The sequence below is a fragment of the Carboxylicivirga sp. M1479 genome (assembly GCF_007097485.1).
In the GTDB taxonomy this organism is placed as follows: domain Bacteria; phylum Bacteroidota; class Bacteroidia; order Bacteroidales; family Marinilabiliaceae; genus Carboxylicivirga.
Genome location: NZ_VKDE01000014.1, coordinates 43,170 through 61,421 on the forward strand (window position 1 = coordinate 43,170; position 18,252 = coordinate 61,421).

Annotated in this window: 14 protein-coding genes and 1 pseudogene; 6 read left to right on the forward strand and 9 right to left on the reverse strand. The window is 36.9% G+C overall.

What is annotated here, in order from left to right; all coding sequences use genetic code 11:
* Window positions 1-70 precede the first annotated feature (70 nt).
* The 3 genes from FNN09_RS09780 to FNN09_RS09790 all read left to right on the forward strand — a co-directional run bounded on the left by FNN09_RS09780 (window position 71) and on the right by FNN09_RS09790 (window position 5,878).
* Window positions 71-2,017 carry a DUF349 domain-containing protein gene (locus FNN09_RS09780; RefSeq protein ID WP_143301975.1) on the forward strand — a complete coding sequence of 649 codons (1,947 nt, stop codon included), beginning with the start codon at window positions 71-73 and terminating at the stop codon, window positions 2,015-2,017.
* A 142-nt stretch (window positions 2,018-2,159) separates the two neighbouring features.
* The gene (locus FNN09_RS09785) at window positions 2,160-5,087 is read left to right on the forward strand and encodes a DEAD/DEAH box helicase (protein ID WP_143301977.1); all 2,928 of its coding nucleotides are present in this window, start codon (window positions 2,160-2,162) and stop codon (window positions 5,085-5,087) included.
* A 95-nt stretch (window positions 5,088-5,182) separates the two neighbouring features.
* Window positions 5,183-5,878: a head GIN domain-containing protein gene (locus FNN09_RS09790; protein WP_185968956.1), complete on the forward strand. Its 696-nt coding sequence runs from the start codon at window positions 5,183-5,185 to the stop codon at window positions 5,876-5,878.
* A gap of 206 nt (window positions 5,879-6,084) precedes the next feature.
* Here the strand turns inward: FNN09_RS09790 and FNN09_RS09795 are convergent, their stop codons facing one another.
* Window positions 6,085-6,681, reverse strand: coding sequence for a flavin reductase family protein (locus tag FNN09_RS09795; protein WP_143301981.1), 597 nt, complete (start codon window positions 6,679-6,681; stop codon window positions 6,085-6,087).
* 124 nt (window positions 6,682-6,805) lie between these two features.
* On the opposite strand from FNN09_RS09795, the gene FNN09_RS09800 reads away from it, so the two are divergent.
* The gene (locus tag FNN09_RS09800) at window positions 6,806-7,384 is read left to right on the forward strand and encodes a hypothetical protein (RefSeq protein ID WP_143301983.1); all 579 of its coding nucleotides are present in this window, start codon (window positions 6,806-6,808) and stop codon (window positions 7,382-7,384) included.
* Between the two features lie 48 nt (window positions 7,385-7,432).
* On the opposite strand, the gene FNN09_RS09805 is transcribed toward FNN09_RS09800, so the two are convergent.
* The 7 genes and pseudogenes from FNN09_RS09805 to FNN09_RS09835 all read right to left on the reverse strand — a co-directional run bounded on the left by FNN09_RS09805 (window position 7,433) and on the right by FNN09_RS09835 (window position 13,395).
* On the reverse strand, window positions 7,433-7,786 hold the full coding sequence (locus tag FNN09_RS09805) for a DoxX family protein (RefSeq protein ID WP_143301984.1): 354 nt from the start codon (window positions 7,784-7,786) through the stop codon (window positions 7,433-7,435).
* A gap of 135 nt (window positions 7,787-7,921) precedes the next feature.
* On the reverse strand, window positions 7,922-8,377 hold the full coding sequence (pyrI, locus tag FNN09_RS09810; protein WP_143301986.1) for an aspartate carbamoyltransferase regulatory subunit: 456 nt from the start codon (window positions 8,375-8,377) through the stop codon (window positions 7,922-7,924).
* 24 nt (window positions 8,378-8,401) lie between these two features.
* The gene (gene pyrB / locus FNN09_RS09815) at window positions 8,402-9,310 is read right to left on the reverse strand and encodes an aspartate carbamoyltransferase (RefSeq protein ID WP_143301988.1); all 909 of its coding nucleotides are present in this window, start codon (window positions 9,308-9,310) and stop codon (window positions 8,402-8,404) included.
* A 413-nt stretch (window positions 9,311-9,723) separates the two neighbouring features.
* Window positions 9,724-10,320: pseudogene (gene msrA / locus FNN09_RS09820) on the reverse strand (peptide-methionine (S)-S-oxide reductase MsrA); the annotation flags it as partial.
* A gap of 540 nt (window positions 10,321-10,860) precedes the next feature.
* On the reverse strand, window positions 10,861-11,394 hold the full coding sequence (locus FNN09_RS09825) for a DUF4395 domain-containing protein (protein WP_143301991.1): 534 nt from the start codon (window positions 11,392-11,394) through the stop codon (window positions 10,861-10,863).
* A gap of 378 nt (window positions 11,395-11,772) precedes the next feature.
* Window positions 11,773-12,255, reverse strand: coding sequence for a Cys-tRNA(Pro) deacylase (ybaK, locus tag FNN09_RS09830; protein WP_221932468.1), 483 nt, complete (start codon window positions 12,253-12,255; stop codon window positions 11,773-11,775).
* A gap of 51 nt (window positions 12,256-12,306) precedes the next feature.
* A complete protein-coding gene (locus tag FNN09_RS09835) occupies window positions 12,307-13,395 on the reverse strand; it encodes a hypothetical protein (RefSeq protein WP_143301993.1) in 1,089 nt (362 codons plus the stop codon).
* A gap of 232 nt (window positions 13,396-13,627) precedes the next feature.
* Between FNN09_RS09835 and FNN09_RS09840 the strand changes: the two genes are divergently transcribed.
* Window positions 13,628-14,911 carry a replication-associated recombination protein A gene (locus FNN09_RS09840; protein ID WP_143301995.1) on the forward strand — a complete coding sequence of 428 codons (1,284 nt, stop codon included), beginning with the start codon at window positions 13,628-13,630 and terminating at the stop codon, window positions 14,909-14,911.
* A 110-nt stretch (window positions 14,912-15,021) separates the two neighbouring features.
* The gene (gene kdsA, locus FNN09_RS09845; protein WP_143301997.1) at window positions 15,022-15,843 is read left to right on the forward strand and encodes a 3-deoxy-8-phosphooctulonate synthase; all 822 of its coding nucleotides are present in this window, start codon (window positions 15,022-15,024) and stop codon (window positions 15,841-15,843) included.
* Between the two features lie 34 nt (window positions 15,844-15,877).
* Here the strand turns inward: kdsA and FNN09_RS09850 are convergent, their stop codons facing one another.
* On the reverse strand, window positions 15,878-18,109 hold the full coding sequence (locus FNN09_RS09850; RefSeq protein WP_143301998.1) for a PAS domain S-box protein: 2,232 nt from the start codon (window positions 18,107-18,109) through the stop codon (window positions 15,878-15,880).
* Between the last annotated feature and the right edge of the window lie 143 nt (window positions 18,110-18,252).

Below are 18,252 nucleotides of genomic sequence, written 5' to 3' on the forward strand. Positions count from 1 at the left end.
AATATATTCGTAAGATAAATTGACGCTAAGGCCAACAACTAGTCTGGCGATGTAAACGAACTCAAAGCTTATGGAAGCACAAGACCTAAACAAACCAAGCGAAGAAGGAGCTGGTTTGAATTCAGAAAATCAAACTGAAAATACGCCAGCTAGCAACACACCAGAAAACGAGGTGCCTACTCCTGCGGAAGAAACTCCAGCCGAGGAAACTAAAGAAGTAAAAGAAGAAGAAGAAAAAACAGAAGCAGCCTCTACCGAAGAAGTTGTTGAGGAAACAAATGACGAAAGTCCTCAGTTAGAAGCTGTAGACCACATTATGCTTAGCAAAGAAGAGTTGGTACAACGACTTGGTTCTGTGCTTAAAAACTTCCCTGTAGAAAACATCAAAGATGAAGTAGAAGCGATTAAATCGGCTTTTTACAAAAAGCACTCTGCCGAAGTTGAAGACTTGAAACGTAAATTTATTGAATCGGGCGAAAAAGTAGAGAATTTTGCCGCTCCTGTTGATACTTTAGAAATTGATTTAAAAGCATTTCTAAAGCAGTTTAAAGAAAGAAGAGCTGAATTTAATAAGCGTTTAGAGGAAGAAAAATCGGCCAACCTGGAAGCTAAACTTCAAGTAATTGAAGGCATTAAGGAACTGATTAATGGTCAGGAATCATTAAACGAAACATTTACCCATTTTAGAGAGTTTCAGGATAAATGGAGAAATATTGGTTCTATCCCTCAAAACCGAGTACACGACTTGTGGGAAACCTACAACCATACCATTGAAAACTTTTATAGCTATATAAAAATAAATAAAGAGCTTCGCGATCTTGATTTAAAGAAAAATCTTGAAGCTAAGACTAATTTATGCGAAAAGGCCGAGCAATTACTGCTTGAACCAACCATTGTTAAAGCATTTAAAACGCTTCAGAAATTTCATGAGCAATGGCGCGAAATAGGTCCTGTGCCACACGAAGTAAAAGAAGAGTTGTGGCAGCGATTTAAAGAAGCGACATCAAAGATTAATAAACGTCATCAGGAATATTTTGAAGGTTTAAAAGACCAGTTACAGAAGAATTTAGAGGCGAAGACTGAACTTTGCGAGAAAGCTGAGATTCTTTCAGAGGTTGAATTACATTCTCCTAAAGAGTGGGAAGCCAAAAGTAAAGAGTTAATAGAACTTCAAACAATTTGGAAAACAATTGGCTTTGCTCCTAAGAAAGATAACAACCGTATTTACGAGCGTTTCCGCACAGCCTGCGACAAGTTCTTTAATAATAAACGTCAGTTTTTTAAGTCGTACAAATCAGAGCAGTCTGAAAACCTACAGCTAAAAACCGATTTATGTGTGCAGGCCGAAAGCATGAGGGAAAGCACAGATTGGAAACGCACCACAGACGAATACATTAAGATTCAAAAGAAGTGGAAAGAAATTGGCCCTGTTCCACGCAAACAATCTGATGCCATTTGGAAACGTTTTAGAACAGCCTGCGATGCCTTTTTCGAGCACAAAAATAAGTTCTTTAGTAAAAAGGATGAGTCGCAAGATGAAAACCTAAAACTCAAAGAAGCGCTAATTGAGGAAGTAAAAGTTTTTGAAGCCAGCGATAACGCTGAAGAAAACTTTAAAAATCTTCAGGATTTCCAGCACCGTTGGAATGAAATTGGCCATGTACCAATCAAAGAAAAAGAGCGTGTTAATCAAGAATTTAGAGCTCACATCAACAAATACTTCGACAACTTAAACTTAAACGAGTTTGAGAAAAATGTTGAGAAATTTAGAAATAAGATTGAGAGCTATAAAACAGAGCATGCCAACGATCGTTTGATTCAAGAACGTAATAAGATTATTAATAAGCTTAAGCAGCTTGAAAATGATATTACTGTTTGGGAAAACAACATTGGCTTCTTTGCAAAATCTAAAAAGTCAGAAGCTCTGGTACGCGATTTCCATCATAAAATTGAAACAGGCCGACGCAACATCAAACTACTGAATAAGAAGTTAGATATGCTTGAAGGAAAAAAGTAAAAAATAATATTCAAATAGAATGAAAGGCCGACAACTTGTCGGCCTTTTTTTATGCCCATAATCGCAGCGCCAATTAATATGATGCTATCTTTGTTGGTTGTTTAGCTATAAACAAGCAGAAAAAAAGTACTATTAGAAAGTTATGGAGCAGTTAATTACCATCATATCTGAGAAACGAAACATTGGTTTCACTCTCATCCCCTTTTACGCACAAAGTAACGAAACAAACGCATTACAACTTATTGAACCCGCTACTGTTGAGCATATAAAAGATAAACGATTTGAGTTTTCTCCTGCTCAGGCCGAAGTGGTAAAGCTTTTAAACACCATTAATGAGCAGAACCTATTCAAGCGTTTCTCCAAACAAAAAAACCTCAAGCTATTTTTCGATAAATTAGAAGAACAGTTTACCCTTGATCATATCCGTCCTTTAATGGATGCCAAAATATCTGAAGCCCTTGAAATAATTGCTCTGGCCGATATCCCTGTTTTCTTTAAGAATCCGAACTACAGCCATATGTACCAGTCGGATAGAATTAAAGTAAGTGCGCTCTATCATCAGCCTCAGTTTGAATTTGACCTGGATGAAAATGGCTTACGCTACACGCTTAAGATTAAAACAGAAAAAGGCGAAATGGGCATGACCAATCGCGAAGTGGTTGAGCTCACGTCTTCTCCCTGCACCTTTTTGATAAATAATGAACTGTTTCGTTTTGAAAACATCGACAGTAAAAAATTTAAACCCTTTCAAAAAGTCAACCACCTTTTAATACAAAAGCGCAGTGTTGATGCTTACATGGCCTCTTTTGTTGAGAATTGTATTCGCGATTACCACGTACAAGCCAAAGGTTTTTTCATTAATAACAAAGGCGTTAATCTACAAGCTGTTTTGGTACTGGATAAGGATCTGGCTCAACAGCCTGTTCTTACGCTTAAATTCAAATACGATCAACGAGAATATTTGGCAGGCACCAAATCAACGGTTTTTGTTAATCAGCGTAAAATGAAGGGGCATTATATTTTCGACCGCTTTAAGCGCAAAACACAGGAAGAAGAAGCCATAATCCATATTCTGCAATCGCTAAGTTTAAAGGCCATAAGCGATTCGCAATACCGTCCAATGATCGATGAAGAAATTTCGTCGGACTTACACATGCATATTGAATGGTTAAACACGCATGCAAAAACACTTTTAAAAGAAGGCATACAAATTATACAGCAGGGCTTTGATGAGCGTTACTACGCTGGCCACGTTAACTTGAGCATGCAATACCAGGAAGAAAACGACTGGTTTGATATAAAGGCCATTATCCAGGTTGGAGAGTTTAACATTCCATTTCAGGAGATTCGTCAATATATACTGAGGGGAAAAAGAGAGTTTAAATTACCCAACAATGAGTTTTTTGTTATACCAGAAGAATGGTTTACCAAGTTTACCGACCTGATGCATTTTGTAAAGGTAGATGATGGAAAGATGACCTTGGATAAAATGCACTACAACCTACTTGAGCAAGAACGTTTGGATGATGTGTCGCCCGAATGGCAAAAGAAGATGGCCCAGCTGCAGCAGAAAAAGATCAATTTTGAATCGCCTGATGGTCTGCAAGCTACTCTTCGTCATTATCAGCTGGAGGGTTTTAACTGGATGAAGTTGCTTAATTCAAATCAGTTTGGTGGCATACTAGCCGATGACATGGGTTTGGGTAAAACCATTCAAACTATTGCCCTATTAATGAACCAATACGAGTCAAATAAAACGGATGAAACGAAGCAAGCATCTGAGCAACTGGAAATGTTTGATTCCATTCAAGGCTTTAACAACAGCTCCTTGCCTGCCAGTTTAATTGTTATGCCCACATCTTTAATACATAACTGGGCCAATGAGATAACGAAATTCGCTCCTCAATTAAAAATCTATTTATACACTGGAAATAATCGAACCAAATCAAAAGAAATAGGCAAAATTATTAAGCATTACCACATTGTATTAACCAGTTATGGCATTGCGCGCAACGACATTGAGTATCTAAAAAACTACACTTTCCATTATACCATTTTAGATGAAAGCCAGAACATTAAAAACCCTGGCTCAAAGCTTTACCAAGCCGTTAGCGAACTAAAAGCCAAACACAAGTTGGTATTAACAGGCACACCCATTGAAAACGCTTTGGTTGATTTATGGGCACAAATGAACTTTGTCAACAACGGTTTACTGGGTAACCTAAATTTCTTTAAGAATCACTTTGCTGGCCCCATTGAGAAGAAGCAAAATGAAGTAAAGGAAGAGAAATTACGTCAGCTGATTAATCCATTTATCCTACGACGCACGAAAGAGATGGTAGCCAAAGAGCTACCTCCTGTAACTGAGCAAACCTTGGTTTGTGATATGACCGAAGATCAGCAAAAGTTTTACGAGCGTGAGAAATCAGGCATTCGAAACGAATTATTAAAAGCCATTGAACAAACGGGTGTTAATAAAAATGCCATATTGGCGCTGCAGGCATTAACAAAGCTACGACAGATAGCCAATCACCCGGCATTGGTAGATCAGGACTATACTGGCACATCGGGTAAATACGAGCAGATTTTTCAGAAACTAAATAATGCTATCAGCGAAAACCATAAAGTATTAATATTCTCATCTTTTGTAAAAGATTTAGAATTGATTGAAAAGGATTTGCAAGCACAAAAAATCAAATATTCTAAGCTCACGGGCTCAACTAGCAATCGTCAGCAGGTTATTAAAGATTTTACCGATGATGAAAACTGCCGAGTTTTTCTAATTTCTTTAAAAGCTGGTGGCGTTGGCTTAAACCTGATTGAGGCAGATTATGTGTTCGTGCTTAATCCATGGTGGAACCCGGCTGCCGAAGCTCAGGCCATTAATCGTGCTCACCGCATTGGACAAACAAAGAATGTATTCGTTTATAAATTTATTTCGTCGGGAAGTATTGAAGAAAAGATTGCGAAGCTACAGGAACGCAAGACTGCCCTGGCCGATTCATTTATTACCAACAATAATCCATTAAAAGATTTATCAGAAACAGAGCTTCGTGAATTATTTGCATAGTTTTTGCTACGCTGATGAAGATTTAAGTTTTTTCAACATTTACAGGTATAACCAATCGCACAAAGCTGCGTATGCCATTAAAAAATACTGACTTTATGAAATTAACTAGCACCATTGTACTATTATTCGCAATTGTATTGAGTTCATTCGCTCAAGAACCTGATCATACACAAATTAGAAAAGTAGGTTCTTTTGATAAGATAAAAGCATCAAAAGGGATTAACGTAACCCTTATTGAAGGCGACAAAGAGGAAATTGATGTCCACATTAAAAACGGCGAGGTAACAGATGTAATTACCGAAGTTAAAAACCGAAAGCTAACGGTTAAAATGAAAACCAAGATATACAAGGACGTTCATGTTCAGGTATACGTTACATACAAACGCTTAAGAGATATTGAAGCTGGCTCGGGAGCAACTATTGATGCCGACAATACCATTTATGCCGAAAGCCTTAAGTTAAGAGCTGGAACCGATGCAAATCTTCTATTAGATGTTGATGTTAATAACCTGGAAGTTAAAGGCTCAACATGTAAGATTGAGTTAGAAGGAAAAACAAAATTTCAAGAAGTAAATATTGGTACTGGTGGTAAGTACCTTGGCTTTAACTTGGAGAGTGACGAGGCCTACGCCAAATCAACATTGGGCAGTATTGTTGAGGTATCTGTTAACAATAAATTGAGTGGAACTGCTGGTTCTGGCGGCATGATATATTACCTGGGCGACCCTGCAAAACTTGAGAAAAGCGAAAATACAGGTGGTAAAGTGAAAAAGGAAAATCAAACGACCTAAAATAGTATTTGCTCAAAAAATACTATTGTTGCGATTATATAATAGAAAACCCAGTCCTTTCCGACTGGGTTTTTCATTATACCGTTTGGTCAATAGAATGAGCTTTATTTTCAACTGCGTTTCAATAAAGCTTTTCATTGATTCAACGGCATTTACCAATGTAATTAGCAAAATGGCAAAAGGCTCATTTTGTAATACATTTGGTATTACTTCTTCATTCTGGGTTTGCGTTTTTTCTTCTTCTTTTCCACAGCATGCCCAAACTTGCCAATCTTCTTACCTATTTCAAAGTAATGACCATGTGAATAGCATATTGGTTTTGCTTTTTGCAAACTGAAAGCACCTGTTTTCTCATCTATGTACTTTTCATCCGCTTTCACATTCACTACCTCAGCCATAAACATATCATGGGTACCCAACTCTTTAATCTCTGTTACCTTACACTCAATGTTAATAGGCGACTCCTCAATAATGGGCGCGTTAACAACAGAAGCTTTACCAGGCGTTAAGTGCATCTCCTCAAATTTATTATACTGACGCCCCGAACGAACACCACACCAATCGGTAGCATAGGATAAGTCCTTTATGGTTAAGTTAATGACAAATTCGCCTGTTTCTTTCAGTGTTTGGTACGAATGACGGCCTTTTCGCACAGAAATATAACACATTGGTGGGTCGGAACAGATTGTACCCGTCCAGGCAATGGTAATAATGTTATAATTTTCGGGCGAATTACCCAATGAAACCATTACAGCAGGTAATGGATAGATCATATTTCCAGGTTTCCAGTCTTGCTTTGCCATTTTTAATCTTTTTCACAAAGATACGTTACTAGTCATTATACGCTTTATTCAATCACTAAAATATTTATAAGTGTTTAAGCACAATAGTTTGTCTTAAAACAGAATCTAACTTAACTATTACTTCATGAGGAAATTATTATTTACATGGCTATTTGCCTTGATCTGTCAGTTTAATTATGCTCAAACTGATGAGATTAGTCTTACTTACTCTCCTGCTTCACTTTATCGCTTTGAAAAATGGGTTGATGGTAGTCATGATGGGCAAACCAAATATTTTATATTGGGAGCATTTAACTTGGATTATTATCGATACATCAATACTTGGTTAAAAATAGGCGTCAACCTGATGTATGACAAGGTTATATCGGAAGGAACAGGGGATCTGCAATACTACACATTCCCTCCAACAACATCTGTTATTTTTGATTATCGGTCAACAAAATCGACCTTTGTTATTGCCCCACAAGTTGAATTTGAATATTTACGCAATCCAAAATTTCGCCTGGCAAGTGGCCTTAGCTTTGGTTATGGTAAAGAACGGCATAAAAACAATGGCGGATTGAATTATTCAGTCGATCTTGAAGGTTTTACTTACCACATTAACCTACTGTCCTTTAAGTGGGGAAATAAACATGGATTAACTGGGCATATTGGTGCCGGGCACAAAGGTTTTGTGAACTTAGGCTATTTTGTGCGCTTTTAACAACAAAGAGCTAATAACTCGATTTCTATAGCTATTAGCTCATTTGCTTTACCTTTTTTGTCCAAAGAAATAGGATACAAACAGAAGTACTATTGCAACTATGGCTCCCATATGATCCCCGTCGCTAATGGATACATGTGCCGCCGCTGCTAATACAAAATCAAAGAAAAATCCGGCATAAGCCCATTCTTTCAAAGCCTTTGATTTATTCGATACTATTGCAATTACACCCAAAATTTTTGCTACTGCTAATGGGTAAATAATATAGCTTGGAAATCCCAGGTTAGAGAACGTTTCACTAACCATAGCATTATTAAACAAGTACATACCTGCCGACATCATCATCATGGCTGACAGTAAACCTGTAGCAATCCAATAAATTATCTTATCTCTTTTACTCATCCTACTTATTTTTAAATATTTTAGAATAAAACAGAAATAACACTAAATAGTTGTATAAAATCAAAAACTCCCGCATCGGGCGATGTGGGAGTTTTCTATTATAGTAAGATGCCTAAAGCATCCTGGTCCATCAAATTATATTACCTCAAGGTGCTCTTCATTGGTAATTTTCTCGCAATAATTACACTTAAGTGCCAATGGTTGTTTTTCAACTAATGAGAATTTAGTTACCATTTCCTCATTATTAGTAATACACTTAGGGTTAAAACACTTTACAATGCCCACAACCTCATCTGGTAATTCAACAACCTTTTTGTCTACCACTTGATAGTCCTCAATAATATTAAGCTTGGCAAATGGAGCTACCAAAGCAATTTTATTGATCTCATCATCGGCAAAAAACTTTTTAGCAACTTTAATAATAGCCTTGTGACCTTGTTGCTTACTTTTTAAGTTAGTACCAAAAGTTATTTGATTCTCAATTTTATCCAGCCCTAAAATAGAGATTACTTTAAATAAGTGTGTTGCTGGTATATGGTCGATTACTGTACCATTTTTTATTGCTCTTACGCTTAATTCTTTCTTTGTCATGATTCAATGTCTTTTAAAATGCTCTTACTTCAATCCTAAAATAGACGCCATAATGGCCATACGGGCATAAACACCATTTTCTGCCTGTTCAAAATAGTAGGCTTTAGGGTTCGCATCCACATCGGTGTGAATTTCGTTTACACGTGGCAGTGGATGAAGAATACGTAAATTATCCTTCGTATTATCTAACATTGAATTACGTAATACATATACGTTCTTCACTTTTTCGTACTCGATAGGATCTGAGAAACGCTCACGCTGAACACGTGTCATGTAAAGAATATCTGATTCTTCAATAATATCGGTAAACTCAAGGTGCTCGTAATATTTAATCCCTTGCTTGTCAAGGAATAACTTGTACTCATCAGGCATCTTTAACGAGTCTGGTGAGATAAAGTTAAACGTAGGGTTAAATTGCGACATAGCCATTAATAAAGAATGTACGGTACGACCATATTTTAAGTCTCCCACAAGAAAGATATTCAAGTTCTCAAGGGTTCCTTGTGTTTTATAAATTGAATACAAGTCCAACAGTGTTTGTGTTGGGTGTTGATTAGCTCCATCGCCAGCATTAATAACTGGTACATCAGATACTTCAGAGGCGTAACGCGCTGAACCTTCTAATGGATGACGCATCACAATCAAATCGCTATAGTTACTTACCATTTTAATGGTATCGTTTAACGACTCTCCTTTGGATGTAGATGAAGACGATGAATCGGTAAAACCAATTATACCACCACCTAAACGGTTAATGGCCGTTTCAAAACTAAGGCGTGTGCGTGTTGAAGGCTCAAAAAACAAACTTGACACTACTTTACCGTCTAATAACTTCTGATTTGGGTTAGCTTCAAATTCTGCTGCCAACTCCACAATGCGTAAGATTTCTTCTTTGGTGAAATCACTGATGGACACTAAACTTTTGTTCTTCATTTGCATAACTATTTACTGTGAGAATGCTCCCACGTTATTTGGTTCGGATTACAAATTATTTTGGATAGCAACTGGTGTATGCTAGAAAACAGCACAAAAAAAAGACCTGAAATAAAAATCAGGCCTTCTTTAATATATCTAAAACTAATAAGTTGCTCAACGCGAATACGATTGATTGAAAAAGAAAAAAAACGGTTTATTAAACCATCATTTTCCGGATGATTGTGTGACTTTCGTCGGTGTAAATATTGATCAATCTGATGTCTCATTCCGGAGTTCAAAGATAGGTAATTTTCATGTTATAAAACAACCTTTCTTTCATGTTAATTTTACATCAACTTCTCCAAACAAGCTATTACCTACTAATAATAAGACTTTTAGAAAACATCTTTTAATAAGCGATCAAATGATTTTCACTTCAATTTTTCGGCAAAAACTTTTTTGAACTTTTCCATTTTTGGATTGATAACAGCATTACAATACGGTTGGCGAGGATTGTTTTCGAAATAATCTTGGTGGTAATCTTCGGCCTTATAAAACTTGTCAAATACGGTTACTTCTGTTACAATTGGATCGTCAAATACCTTTTGATTTCCCAGTTCTTCAATTACCAAATCGGTAATTTGTTTTTGCTGTTTGTTGTGGTAAAATACCACTGATCGGTACTGTGTTCCAACATCGGCCCCCTGCCTGTTTAAAGTCGTAGGATTATGGGTTGCAAAAAACACTTCCAATAAATCTTCAAAAGCTACCTTTTGAGGATTGTATGTTATTCGTACAACTTCGGCATGCCCCGTAATACCTGAACAAATTTCTTTATAAGTAGGATTATCTGTTTGGCCACCACTATAACCCGATTCTACCTTCTCAACCCCCTCTAAGGCATCAAAAAAAGCCTCGGTACACCAAAAGCAACCTCCTCCAAATGTCGCTACTTCTTTTTCTTGTGCTATCATGTTTATACTTACTAATAAGGTTAAAACGATATAACTAATTGCTTTCATACCAATGTTATCCTAATTATTTTTATCAATTGGGCTATCCGCCCAAACCGGACTTACTTTTTGTTCTTGATCACAAAAACTAAGGAAAAAAGATCAAGACTACTTTTTAAATAACTTTCTTATTAGTTCATATTGTGTCTGTTTTTATAGGTATTCATGATTTCCGCTCCGCTTCAATTTATCTCAAACTTAAGTGCGGCCAGGTGATCTTCGAACAAGTTCTCAGTTTCCTGGTCTCTCTAAAGCTTTTGATAAAACGTAAGCTATTTAAAAGAGAGGCCATAGTGCACCGCGTTTAAAAACACCCAAGCTTAGAAAAACTACCTAAAAACAACTTAAATTGAAACAATTGCATTCATATCAAAAAACCTTTAGGACACGATTGCTTTCATACCTATTTCTTTCAAGCATAACAGGAGTTTACTGGTATTGTTTAAGCCCAAAAAAACGGATGTCATCGCTTGGAGCGATGACATCCGTTTTAAGGCATAAAAAAAGCTCAAAGCTGATACATCAACTTTGAGCTTTTCTTTGATTTATTGGCATTTACACCTCACACGAATCGCCCATGCAATTAGGCTTTACTTCGGGTGCTTTAATAATTTTTAAACGAATAGCTCCGTGATAAATCTGACATCCCACACAAATTCCGAATACAGATTCGAGGTACAACAGTAGCAAGCATATTAAACAGAGCATACAAACAATGTTAAAGTAGCTAACATCGTTTACTAACTGAAGCGATAAAACAAATATGGTAATTGAAAGAATTAAACCCAAACTCCAGGCAAAACGCTTTTGAACGGCACCTATCCATAGTGGACTTTGATTATAAGTTACCATTCGCGACACCAAGGCCGTTGGCGAAAACTTTGGGTTAACAAATACCCCAATTGCAAAATTGATGGCTAAAAACCCTGATATATACGGAATAATCTCGTAGTTATTCAGGATAAATCCATTTATAGAAGCAATAATACCGAGCAGCAACATGATACCAGCACTACCTCGCCACACGCGTTCATCTACAACTTTATAACCCAAGTCGTCTTTAAATTCTCCAAAACTAAAAAATGCCATATTGTCTAATGTAAGTTTAAGCCCCAAAATTAAAAAGATTTGACTAAATGCTGTGTTAATGCATTGCTAATTTCTAAGCTATTAAAAGTTTAAACGGATGTCATTTTAATCTTCAAAATTCATTTTTTTCAAAAACGTCATGGTGACATTTGGCCATACACCGTGTTTTCTCTTAATGTCACGATGACATTTGATCAAACACAAGCGTTTCATGAAATGTCACGGTGACAATTGGTAAAACATCAGCGTTTGGCAATTTGTCATGATGACAAGTGGTGATTCGCTACCGTTTTTCCATTTGTCATTATGATTCTGCGAAAAACGGTTTTTTCCAGAATCATATACTGATGTCATCGTTTAGAGCGATGACATCAGTAGTTACCCCTTAATCAAATCCTTTAGCTGCCCTTTAAGGGTGGAGAGTAAATTTTCAATGCTTATCTCTAGTATAAATCCTTTTTTACCGCCACTAACAATTACTTTTCCCATTTGCTCTGAACTTTGCTCCAGAAAGGTAGGGTACAATTTCTTCATGCCAATGGGCGAACACCCGCCTTTGATATACCCCGTGTACTTTAGCAACTCCTTATGGGGCAGCATCTCTATCTTTTTCTGAGCTGCTGCTTTGGCGGCATTCTTTAGGTCTAATTCCTTATTAATCGGAATAATAAAAACAAATAGCTCATTTTTAGCGTTTCTGGCAACTAAGGTTTTGTGTACTAAGTCAGTATTCCGCTCATTCATGCGAGCCACCAAGGTTCCATCTGTATTTTCTTCATCAGATAGATATTGAAATGCACCATACTCCACTTTATTACGATCGAGTATGCGCATGGCGTTGGTCTTTGTTTGTTTTGTCATAGAACTTTGTTTATTCACTGATGTCATCGCTTAAAGCGATGACATCATTTGCTACCACTTACCGAATTTCCTGAATGCTTGAATTGTTTGATAATATCCATATCCAATAAAAATACGCCCTACAAAATCAATTATGTATGCAATACCGCATGGAGTATACTCTTCCATAAAATCAAAACTGTGCGCAGGATACAAGAACTTAACAAAGTAGCCAATTGAGCTAGGTAATTCATCAATAAACTTTTCCTTTTCTACAATCGCGAGAAAGTACAATGTAAAGAATAATACACCGATACCTATAGTAAAGAACACTCCTCTTTTCCAATCATTTGAATAATCATTTGACAATCTATTTAATTCAATTATCAACCGGTCAGAGCTATTCCACCACCTCTTTTTATCTCTCTTTAAGTTCTTCCTGAAGGCTTCCATCTCCAACTTAAAATATTTGAAAGCATCAATCCTATTGTTAAGAGATAAAAACTCATGCTTCAGAATCCTGAAAGTTTCTTGCGTTCCATTACTAATCTTTATCCCTTTCAGGCCTATAATATTTTCAAATCGGACTCCTTCCATGTTTAGAAACCTAAACTCTGAATTATAAAATTTAAGGCTTTTATTAAAATTTGAGTTTTCCAAATCTAACCTATCAGCTGAAAAATTAAATTCAACATAATCCTCAAATGTACATTCTTTAAATGCTAAGACTTTGATAAATTTTAATGTATCATAAGTGAAAGTTACCCTGTCATTAAACGTGCAGTTAGTAAAATCAGTCCACCTGAAAATATTACTACTAAAATTAAAAATTCGAAATGTTTGAAATACACAACCAATAAAACTTAAGTTCCCTTTCATAAAGGAAACATTCTTTAGAATCAATGATTCATGATTATCAAAATTACATTCTTGAAATATCATTTGGTGAAATACTCTTACATCAATTATAGAGCATTTTGCCAAATTACAACCCTTAAACAAAAGAGGTGAAGATATTTTCGAATCTACAATCTCAATATTTTCAAATTTGTCAGGTATTATAATGATAACTGCTCCACAATCAATCCATTTATTTCTAATGCTTAAGTCTTCTCCTTTAATAAGCTCTTCGAAATGTTCTTTTGTGGTAATTCTATCCATTGATTAATACTATAAAAAATTCACGTCGTTACAAATTGACTTCTACAATAAAATTTGTCACTAAAAATACAAGAAACCATTTTACTTAATTATCTACTTTACAAAAAGTTATTAACAAGCCACAGGAGAAAGGACAGATATTAAACCATATCTTTTTGTCACTATATTCTTTGGTTTCAGCTTATGTCTCATTCTAATTTATGTATTTTTGTTCTTCTAAAGACAAAAATGCATGAGTGGATATCCCCCATTGGCCGAACGAATGCGGCCAACTAATCTGGAACAATACATAGGACAGAAACATTTGGTTGGCAATGGTGCTGTACTGCGCAAAATGATTGATCGCAAAGTGATTTCATCCATTATACTATGGGGGCCTCCTGGCGTAGGTAAAACCACTTTGGCCAAAATTATTGCCAAGCAATTAGAACGTCCATTTTTTATACTATCTGCCATTAACTCAGGTGTAAAAGATGTACGTGAAGCCATTGAAAAGGCACGCAAGGCACGCTTTTTTAGTTCCCCCTCGCCCATTTTATTCATCGATGAAATACACCGTTTTAGCAAATCGCAACAAGACAGTTTATTAGGTGCCGTTGAAGAGGGTGTTGTAACCTTAATTGGTGCCACCACTGAGAACCCGTCTTTTGAGGTTATTTCGCCATTGCTATCGCGATGCCAGGTTTACGTACTCAAATCCCTTGAAAAAGAAGACCTACTCGATTTAGTAAACAAAGTACTTAGCACCGACATCGTTCTTAAGGAAAAAAATGTTGTTGTAAAAGAAGATACCGCCCTGTTTCGCTATTCTGGTGGCGATGCCCGTAAACTCCTCAATATACTTGAGTTGGTTACCAATGCCGAGATAACTCAGGATACCATTGAAATTACAGATGAACTGGTAACAACTCATCTGCAACAAAACCCTGCGCAATACGACAAGAACGGCGAACTACATTACGATATTATCTCAGCATTTATCAAATCCATAAGAGGCAGTGATCCTGATGCGGCGGTTTATTGGTTAGCACGCATGGTTGAAGGAGGCGAAGACCCCAAATTTATTGCTCGCCGTTTGATTATTTCGGCTTCTGAAGATATTGGATTGGCCAACCCTAATGCCTTGCTATTGGCCAGCAACTGCTTTGAAGCAATTAAAATGGTGGGTTGGCCCGAGTCACGGATCATCCTGTCGCAGGTAACCATTTACCTGGCCACCAGCCCCAAAAGCAACTCGGCCTATCAGGCCATTAAAGACGCTCAAACACTTGTTAAACAAACAGGCAACTTACCCGTTCCCTTGCACTTGCGCAATGCGCCTACCAAATTGATGAAAGAGATGAATTATGGCAAAGAGTACCTATATGCTCATAGTTATCCTAATAATTTTGTAGAGCAAGATTACATGCCTGATGAACTACAGAATCAGCGCATTTATCATCCACAGAACAATCAGCAGGAGGCAAAAGTTAACGAACGGATGGAATTTTTGTGGAAAGATCGATTTAAAGAATAAAATAAATAGACTCAAGACATAAGATGCAAGTATCAAGATTGATTAGTATTTTTGTCTTGCAATAATAACAACGGACTTCGGACATCCGAACTTCGGACTAATTTACAAGCATGGATATTAATAACATACCTAAGATTAAACATACAGACAGTGGTAACTTCTTTTTGCTAGCTGGTCCTTGTGCCATTGAGGGCGAAGATATGGCCTTGCGCATTGCCGAACGTGTGGTTGAAATTACCAACAAACTGAAAATACCTTATATTTTTAAAGGTTCGTACCGCAAAGCCAATCGCTCACGCATCGATTCATTCAGCGGTATTGGCGATGAAAAAGCGCTAAAGATTTTACGCAAAGTAAGTGAAACATTCGATGTTCCTACGGTAACAGATATCCATGCTGCCGAAGAGGCTGCCATGGCTGCAGAGTACGTTGATGTTTTGCAGATACCTGCTTTTTTATGCCGTCAGACAGATCTGTTGGTGGCAGCTGCTAAAACAGGCAAGGTCGTCAACATTAAAAAAGGACAATTCTTAAGTCCCGAATCCATGACCTTTGCGGTTAATAAGGTGCGCGATATGGGTAACAACGAAGTGGTGTTAACCGACCGAGGTACCATGTTTGGCTATCAGGATATGATTGTTGATTACCGAGGTATCCCAGCCATGAAAGAGTTTGATGTACCAGTTGTTTTAGATATTACTCACTCTCTTCAGCAGCCTAACCAAACAAGTGGTGTTACAGGTGGTAAACCTGAGTTAATTGAAACGGTTGCTCGTGCAGGTATTGCTGTAGGTGCCGATGGTTTATTTATCGAAACTCACTTTGATCCAGCCAATGCTAAATCTGATGGTGCCAATATGTTACATCTGGATCTACTGGAAGGTTTAATGACTCGCTTGGTGGAGATTCGCAAGGTGGTCAATCAGTTTTAAGAAACTAGAAAACAATATAGATAGCGTCAATTAATTAATTGGCGCTATTTTCGTTCATGGGCAAATACAATAAAAACTCCGTTCCCTTGCCTACCTCGCTCTTCACTTCAATGCGGCCTTTATTTTTATTCAACATGTCTTTGGACAAATGTAAGCCCAACCCAGTACCTTTTTCCTCTGCTGTTCCAGTAGTGGTTAAATAGCTAGTAATCTCAAACAAAGAATCTAACTTAGAAGCTTTAATACCTATGCCAGTATCTCGTACAGATAAAACGATGTAAGCTCCTTCCTCCCAAGATGAACACCTTATTTCACCATTCGCTTGAGTAAACTTAATTGCGTTATGTATTAAATTACGCACAACAAACTTCAGCATGTCTAAATCGGCATACATAACTATTTGCTGATCAACGTCGCTTACCAAGTGTATACCTTTATTTTGAGCCAACACGCCAAAATTATCAAAAGCACTGTCAATAATGGTCTTCACTCTAAAAAACTGAGGACTAACCTTCATTTGCCCCAGCTGACTTTTAGCCCAAACTAATAAGTCATCCAATAATTTATAAACGTTTTCGCTACTTAGGGCAATTTGATCAACGTACTCCTTAATTTCCTCTTTTGTATAATAATCCAGGTTATTTTTTAACAGGCTCGTAAAGCCCAAAATACTGTTAAAAGGATTTTTAATGTCGTGCGCTATAATTGAGAATAACTTGTCTTTGGTCGCATTTAGCTCCTTAAGTTTAACTTCACGTTCTTTTAATTTGAGTTCAATTTCCTTTTTACTATCAATATCCGTTACAATACCAATTATCTCAATAATATGACCATCAACATCTTTTATGGGAGATACATGTAAATCACCCCAAAAACTAGTGCCATCCTTCTTGCTAAACTGACATTCCAGGTTATAATCTTTAATCTCACCCGCCAATAGTTGTGTAAACTTCAACTCTGATTCGTGATGCCACATTGGATGAGTAATATCGAGATATGAACAACTATACATATCATCTTTTCCATCGAAGCCCAACATACGTCTAAAACGTTCGTTTACCAACACAAAACTCCCTTTTGGCGATACCACACCTATGCCAGCAACGGTACTATTAATCACTGCATCCAGTTTATTTCGATGCTCTAAAAGCTCTGTTTCGGATTGTTTTAAGGGTGTAAGATCCATGCCCACCGATTGGTATTCAAAAATAGAACCGCTTGAATCAACTAAGGCACGATCGAGCCATCTCATCCATTTTTTTGTGCCATTTTTTAAAATAATAGGATGTTCAACCACACTAATAGGGTTCTCAACCGATAAGCCGTTTATTATTTGCATGGCACGTTCCCTGTCATCGGGCGAATACCAATCAAATATACTTTTACCAATCAATTCAGAATTATCTGTTTCAAACGTTCTACAATATTGTTCGTTGGCATAGATTAACACACCATCTTTATCAAAACGACTAATAAGCGCAGGAGCATCTTCCACTAAGGAAAAATATCGTTCTTCACTGGCTTCCAAAGCTTCAATTGTTTGTCGATAAGGTGTTACATCATAAAAAAACAAACACACATTATCTTCTCCAAAAGGAAAAGAACGGTAACGAACAAACTTACCACTTGCATCTAAATGAGATTCAAAGGACGATTTCCGAGTAAGCATCAGATTTAATCGCTCGCTTTCCATTTGCTCCGATGGCAATACGTCACTTAGGCTTAAACCAACTATTCCCAATCGACCAACCACCGTACCAGCCGATGGGTTTGCTCTTATTATACGGTAATTAGAAACGATATCATACTTATTATAAATGGGCTGAAGAATAGCAATACCAACGGGAGAATTATCAAATAGATTATCTAAGAAATGAGCATCTCTATCTAATTTTAATTCCAATTCGCGCTGATGCGTGACATCCTCCTTAACAGCAATATAGCCAGTAAGAACATTATTGGCATTGTTAACCGGGCTAATAATGGCCTTTTCCCAAATAACCTGACCCGTTTTGCTAATGTTTTTGAAAACACCACGCCAGGTTTCTCCGTTTCTAATGGTGGACCACAAATGAGAATAAAAAACATCATCGTGATAATCACTGCGCAACAAACGTGGGTTCTTTCCCATAACCTCAGCCTCGGAATACCCATACTTATCAACAAATGTCTTGTTGACATAACGGATCATTCCACGCTCATCTGTTAGAATAACAATGCTCTCAGAATAGTCTAATGCTTTAATAAGCTCGTCTCTTATTTCCATTTTCCCCCTGTAAGACCATAGCAAATAAGTGAAAATGATAGTAAAACGCAAACTCAAAGGCGAATATGTTATCTTCCATCATAAGTTAATATTAAGATATAAGTGATTAAATGAAACATGACAAAACCCACTTTCTAATACAC

Coding starts and splice junctions, on each gene's coding strand:
- FNN09_RS09780 (WP_143301975.1), top strand. CDS start 71: ATGGAAGCACAAGACCTAAACAAACCAAGCGAAGAAGGAGCTGGTTTG.
- FNN09_RS09785 (WP_143301977.1), top strand. CDS start 2,160: ATGGAGCAGTTAATTACCATCATATCTGAGAAACGAAACATTGGTTTC.
- FNN09_RS09790 (WP_185968956.1), top strand. CDS start 5,183: ATGAAATTAACTAGCACCATTGTACTATTATTCGCAATTGTATTGAGT.
- FNN09_RS09795 (WP_143301981.1), bottom strand. CDS start 6,681: ATGGCAAAGCAAGACTGGAAACCTGGAAATATGATCTATCCATTACCT.
- FNN09_RS09800 (WP_143301983.1), top strand. CDS start 6,806: ATGAGGAAATTATTATTTACATGGCTATTTGCCTTGATCTGTCAGTTT.
- FNN09_RS09805 (WP_143301984.1), bottom strand. CDS start 7,786: ATGAGTAAAAGAGATAAGATAATTTATTGGATTGCTACAGGTTTACTG.
- pyrI (WP_143301986.1), bottom strand. CDS start 8,377: ATGACAAAGAAAGAATTAAGCGTAAGAGCAATAAAAAATGGTACAGTA.
- pyrB (WP_143301988.1), bottom strand. CDS start 9,310: ATGAAGAACAAAAGTTTAGTGTCCATCAGTGATTTCACCAAAGAAGAA.
- FNN09_RS09825 (WP_143301991.1), bottom strand. CDS start 11,394: ATGGCATTTTTTAGTTTTGGAGAATTTAAAGACGACTTGGGTTATAAA.
- ybaK (WP_221932468.1), bottom strand. CDS start 12,255: ATGACAAAACAAACAAAGACCAACGCCATGCGCATACTCGATCGTAAT.
- FNN09_RS09835 (WP_143301993.1), bottom strand. CDS start 13,395: ATGGATAGAATTACCACAAAAGAACATTTCGAAGAGCTTATTAAAGGA.
- FNN09_RS09840 (WP_143301995.1), top strand. CDS start 13,628: ATGAGTGGATATCCCCCATTGGCCGAACGAATGCGGCCAACTAATCTG.
- kdsA (WP_143301997.1), top strand. CDS start 15,022: ATGGATATTAATAACATACCTAAGATTAAACATACAGACAGTGGTAAC.
- FNN09_RS09850 (WP_143301998.1), bottom strand. CDS start 18,109: ATGGAAATAAGAGACGAGCTTATTAAAGCATTAGACTATTCTGAGAGC.